Origin of the sequence: Paenibacillus sp. EKM212P (assembly GCF_011066115.1) — a bacterium.
Lineage (GTDB): Bacteria > Bacillota > Bacilli > Paenibacillales > Paenibacillaceae > Paenibacillus > Paenibacillus polymyxa_B.
On the sequence record NZ_JAAMNR010000024.1, the window covers coordinates 1 to 5,426 of the forward strand.

Genomic DNA, 5,426 nt, shown 5'->3' on the forward strand with positions numbered 1-5,426 from the left:
AAGCTATGATGTAGGCACACAGGTCCTTGTGTCCGTCTTCGTTTTCCCATGCTGTGACCACGGCTTTCTGAATGCCGTCCACGGTCAGCAGCTGTGCTTCCACCTCGCCCAGCTCGATCCGATAACCCCGGATTTTCACCTGGTGGTCGATCCGGCCCAAATACTCAATGCTGCCGTCTGGCAACCACCGTGCCAGGTCGCCCGTCCGGTACATCCGATTTGCGTGAGTGCTGTCCGCTTGATCGGCTGCTGCCGCATCAGCGAACGGATTCAGGACGAACTTCTCTGCCGTCAGCTCCGGCAGGTTCAGGTATCCTCGTCCGACACCTGCACCTCCGATATAAAGCTCACCAGCGATACCGATTGGCACCAGCTGTTGCTGGCTGTTCAAGATGTACACGGACTGGTTCGCGATCGGCGTACCGATGGATACCGTATGCTCCCCTTTTTCCAGCAGTGCGTTCAGGGCTTTCACATCCTCAATCGTATAAGCAGTCGCATCTACCGTGGTTTCGGTCGGACCGTACACGTTCGTAATCACCGGACGATACCCGGACCACTTGTGCAGGAACACATGTACCAGCTGCACGGATAATGCTTCGCCACCGATCAGGTAATGCTTCACTTCCGGCGCTTCCGTCACATTGACGCTTTCGTTCAAAATATGCAGATGCGCAGGTGTGCCGTCCGACAGATCAATCCGGTGCGTACGGTAGTAGGCGATCAAATGCTCTCCGCTCAGACTGACGTCACGGGACACCACATGCAAGGTGTGGCCTAACAGCAAGCTGGCGAAGATTTGCTTCACTGAAGCGTCAAATACAAATGCCGATAGCCATGCGACATGAAGCGGCTGTTCATAACGGCTGTATACTCGTTCCCATAAAGCATCTACCAGATTGCTAACACTGCCCTGCTCGATCATAACCCCTTTCGGCTGACCGGTGGTACCTGACGTGTAAATCATATAGGCCAGGTTATGCGGGCGGGCGACAGGGATTAGATTGCTCGCATCCTGTGCTCCCAATTGAGCTTGAACGTCCTCGTCATCCAAGACTACAGCTCGAACTGCGGATGGCAAGCTGAGTGATAGATTGGCGACTCTACTTGTAATCACGACCTTGGCCCCACTGTCTTGGAGCATGTAGTCGACGCGCTCCTGTGGATACATCGTATCCATCGGCACATATGCGCCTCCGGCCTTAAGTACCCCCAGAATGCTCACCAGAATATCTGCAGAACGTTCCAGCAATACGCCAACCGGTTGATCCGCTTCGACCCCTTCCGCTCGTAACACACGAGCCAATTGATTCGCACGCTCATTCAGCTCAGTGTAGGTCAGCGCGGTGGCCCCAGACACAACGGCTATTCGCTCAGGGTTGCGCTTCGCTTGTTCTTCAAAGCGTTCGCTGAGCGAACGGCCTTGTAATGCTCCAAGCAGGCTGTGCGCATTTGGATCATTGAACACCTTCAGAATCTGCACGGTTTCTTCCGCCGTAATCAACTCCAGCTCACCCAGCTTCGCATCCGGGTTCGCCGCCACGGCTTCGGCCAAGCGAACAAAGTGACGCGTCATCCGTTCTACCGTTTCGCGCTCGTACAACGCAGTTGCATACTGCAATCCGAACTGGATACCTGCCTCTTCCTCTCTGGCTTCCAGCGTCAAATCAAACTTCGCTGGCGTTTGTTCCAAGCCGTATGGACGGAAGCTCAGATCTGCCAGTTGCAGTTCGCCTTCCTCGGTGGTTTGCAGGGTGAACATCGTATCGAACAGCGGATGACGGCTCATATCCCGCTTCACATTTAGCTTTTCCACCAGCTCCTCAAATGGGTAGTCCTGATGTTCATAGGCTTGCAATGCACAAACTTTCACTTCTTCCACGTAGCTGCGGAAGGTATGTTCCGCTGTCGGATAGTTTCGCAATGCCAACGTACCGACGAACATCCCGAGGATCGGTTCCAAATCTGCATGCGGTCGTCCGGCAATCGGTGTTCCGACTACAATATCTTCTTGCCCGCTGTATTGGTGTAAGAGCGCGGTGTACGCCGCCAGCAGCACCATATACAGCGTAGAGCCTGTGTGCGCCGCCAGTTCCTTCAGGCGTTCGCTAGCTTCGCGCTCCAGCCCGAACACCACCGTATCGCCTGCCGTACTTCGTACCGACGGACGGGCAAAGTCTGTCGGTAGATCCAATACAGGCAGTTCACCCCGGAAGGTGTTGAGCCAGTACGCTTCCTGACGTTGCATCCACTCTTGATGGGCTTCGCTTTGCTGCCATACCGCATAATCCTTGTACTGTATACGCAATGGCGAAAGCTCTTCACCGTCATATAAGCGGACAAATTCATCGGTCAGTACTCCCATGGACACGCCATCCGAGACGATGTGGTGCATATCGAGCATGAGTAAATGCTGCGATTCCTGCTCGGTTCCTTGTACGCCCAAATCTACCAAGCCTACCCGCAGCAGCGGAGCGGCTTGCAGATCGAACGGACGTACAAACTGCCGCACCCGTCCTTGTGCTTCCTGGCTGACCATCGTGTCCGTATCCGTGGTTGTATCCTGATCTGTATCCGTAGTCGCATCTTCTGCCTGTACCTTTGTATATTCCACCTCAAACGGCACGGTGTCCTCAATCCATTGCACCGGCTCACTGTCCACCAGCTCAAAGCGGGTACGCAAAGTTGCATGGCGGGCGACTAATTGACGGAACACGTCCTCCACTCGCTTCACGTCCAACGGACCACTCACTTGCAGCACTGACGGCATGTTGTAGTTCACATCATTCGGGTCGAACTGATGCAGCACAAACAGTCGTTTTTGTGCCGAGGAAAGCGGGTAGAAGCTGCGTTCTTCCGTTACCGGAATGGACGCATACGCCACTTGATCCAGACCTTCCATGACCGCTGCCAGTTGTTCAATCGTTGGCGCTTCAAAAATACTGCGCAGTGGAAGCGGCTTGTTCAGCTCCTTGTGAATTTTCGAGGCCAGCGTCGTCGCCCGCAGCGAGTGTCCGCCAATCTCGAAGAAGTTTTCCTTCACACCAACCTGCGCCAGACCCAGCACATCCTGCCAAATTTGCGCCAGCTTCACTTCCACCCACGTCCGCGGTGCGACATAATCAGCTCCGCTTTGCAGGTTGCCTTCCGGTGTTGGCAGTGCCTTGCGGTCGATTTTACCATTCGGTGTCAACGGCATCTGCTCCAGCTGTACCAAATACGAAGGCACCATGTAGTTTGGAAGCTCCTCGCCCAGTAAGCTGCGCAGCTCACCAGCGCTTACTTCCCGTTCAGCAACATAGTACGCCACCAGTTGGTTTTGCCCCTGTTCGTCCGCTTGTGCCAGTACGATGACCTCTTGTACGTCCTCCACCTTCAAAATTTGTGCCTCGACCTCGCCCAGCTCGATCCGATAGCCCCGGATTTTCACCTGATGGTCGATCCGGCCCAAATATTCGATGTTGCCGTCTGGCATCCATCTCGCCAAGTCACCCGTACGGTACATTCGTTCGTAGCCGTCTTCACCAGCCGCAAACGGATTTGGTATAAATTTCTCAGCCGTCAGCTCTGGGCGATCCAGATAACCACGGGCCAGACCCGGACCGGACACGCACAGTTCACCCGCTACGCCTACCGGAGCCAAATGTCCATGCACATCCACCATGTACACCCGATGATTTGGCATAGGGCGTCCGATGGAAATGAGTTGTCCTGCTCTCTCATCCTCGGATACCGGCCAGACGGACGTCGCCACCGAGTTCTCGGTTGGACCGTAGCCGTTGTAGTACGCCACCTGATCCTTCCACTTGTATACCAATTCTGTTGAGGATGCTGAACCCGCAGTGAACAGAACACGCAGGTATGGCATCCGCTCCGGCTCCAGATACACCGCATAGGTCGGTGGTAACGTTGCCACCGTAATCTGATGTTCTGTCATATAATGTTCGAATCGCTCATAGTCCAAAATCGTCTCTGACGTTGGCACATACAACGCGGCTCCGCAGAACAGCGCCTGGAAGATTTCCCAGCAAGCCGCATCAAACGAATAGCTGGCGAACAGCAACGTATGATCCGACGTGCGGATCTTGAGCGTCTGATCAAAATACGTTTTCAGATTGCATAGACCGCGATGCTCCAACATAACACCCTTCGGTTGCCCCGTCGTACCCGACGTATAAATGACATACGCCAGATCGTTCGGACCAGACAACGGCTCCAGATTGGAACCATCCTCGTGATACACACCCTGCGCTCCATCCAGCACCAGCACGCTACCGTCAAAAGCTGCTTTGTCCACCAGATGGCTTTGCGTTAACAACAGCTTCGCTCCCGAGTCGTCCAGCATGTAGCGGATACGTTCCTCCGGATACGTCGGATCGATGGGCACATATGCACCCCCGGCTTTCAAAATGCCTAAGATCCCCACGATCAAGTCTACCGAACGCTCGGTCATCAGACCCACCAGTTGATCCTTCGTCACACCTTGACTGCGCAAAGTGCGCGCCAGACGATTCGCACGTTCATTCAGTTCACGATAGGTCAACTGTTCTCCTTCAAAGAACAACGCTGCCTGCTCCGGTGTCTGCGCCGTTTGTGTCTCGAATAGGCCATGGATCGTTTGCCCGCTCGGATACTCGGCTGCTGTATCTCCCCATATGCTGAGAATTTGCTCACGCTCCTGCGCACTTACCATATCCAGCTCCTGCACTCGAATGTCCGGCTTCGCTACCACCTGCTCCAACAGCTGTATCAGATGGCCCTGAGTCCGTTCAACGGCTTCACGATCATATAAATTCGCATTGTATTCAAATCGGATTTTCATCGCTTCCTGCGGCATGACAACCAGATTGAAATCATAGTTGGTTTGTTCAATCATGCCTGCATTGCGAATTTCAAAATCCGACGCTGCACCTTCGCCAAGCTGCTCGACCTGCTCCTCCACCGGATAGTTTTCAAACACGATAATGTGGTTGATCAGATCTTGCTTTTGCTCAGTTAAGGCTTGAATTTCATACAGCGGATACGTTTCATAATCTTGAGAAGTCAGCGCCTGCTGCTGATTCGTTCTGATCAGGTCGGCAAAGGTGTCCTCAGCCCCACTGCGGATACGTATTGGAATGGTGTTAATGAACAAGCCCACCATATTTTCGATCCCCGTAATATCCGCTGGACGACCAGACACTACACCGCCAAAAACAGCGTCGTCACTACCGTTGTACTTTTGGAGCAGCAAGCCCCAGGCTGTTTGCAGCAATGTATTCGGGGTCACGTGGTGCTGCTTGGCCACCATTTCCATACGTCCGGTCAAGTCCTTGCCCAGATCGCACAGGATATGCTCAAATTGTGCATCGTCCGCTTTCACGCCTACTTTTCCGGTCGGAATCGAAGTTTGCTGATCATAGCCGAGCAAATAATCCTTCCAGTAG

1 protein-coding gene is annotated in these 5,426 nt (G+C 53.8%); it reads right to left on the reverse strand.

Features of this window, described 5'->3' with window-relative positions; translation table 11 throughout:
- Positions 1 to 5,426 (reverse strand): non-ribosomal peptide synthetase (locus G9G54_RS24680; protein WP_165179925.1); only part of this gene is annotated, 5,426 nt, incomplete at both ends.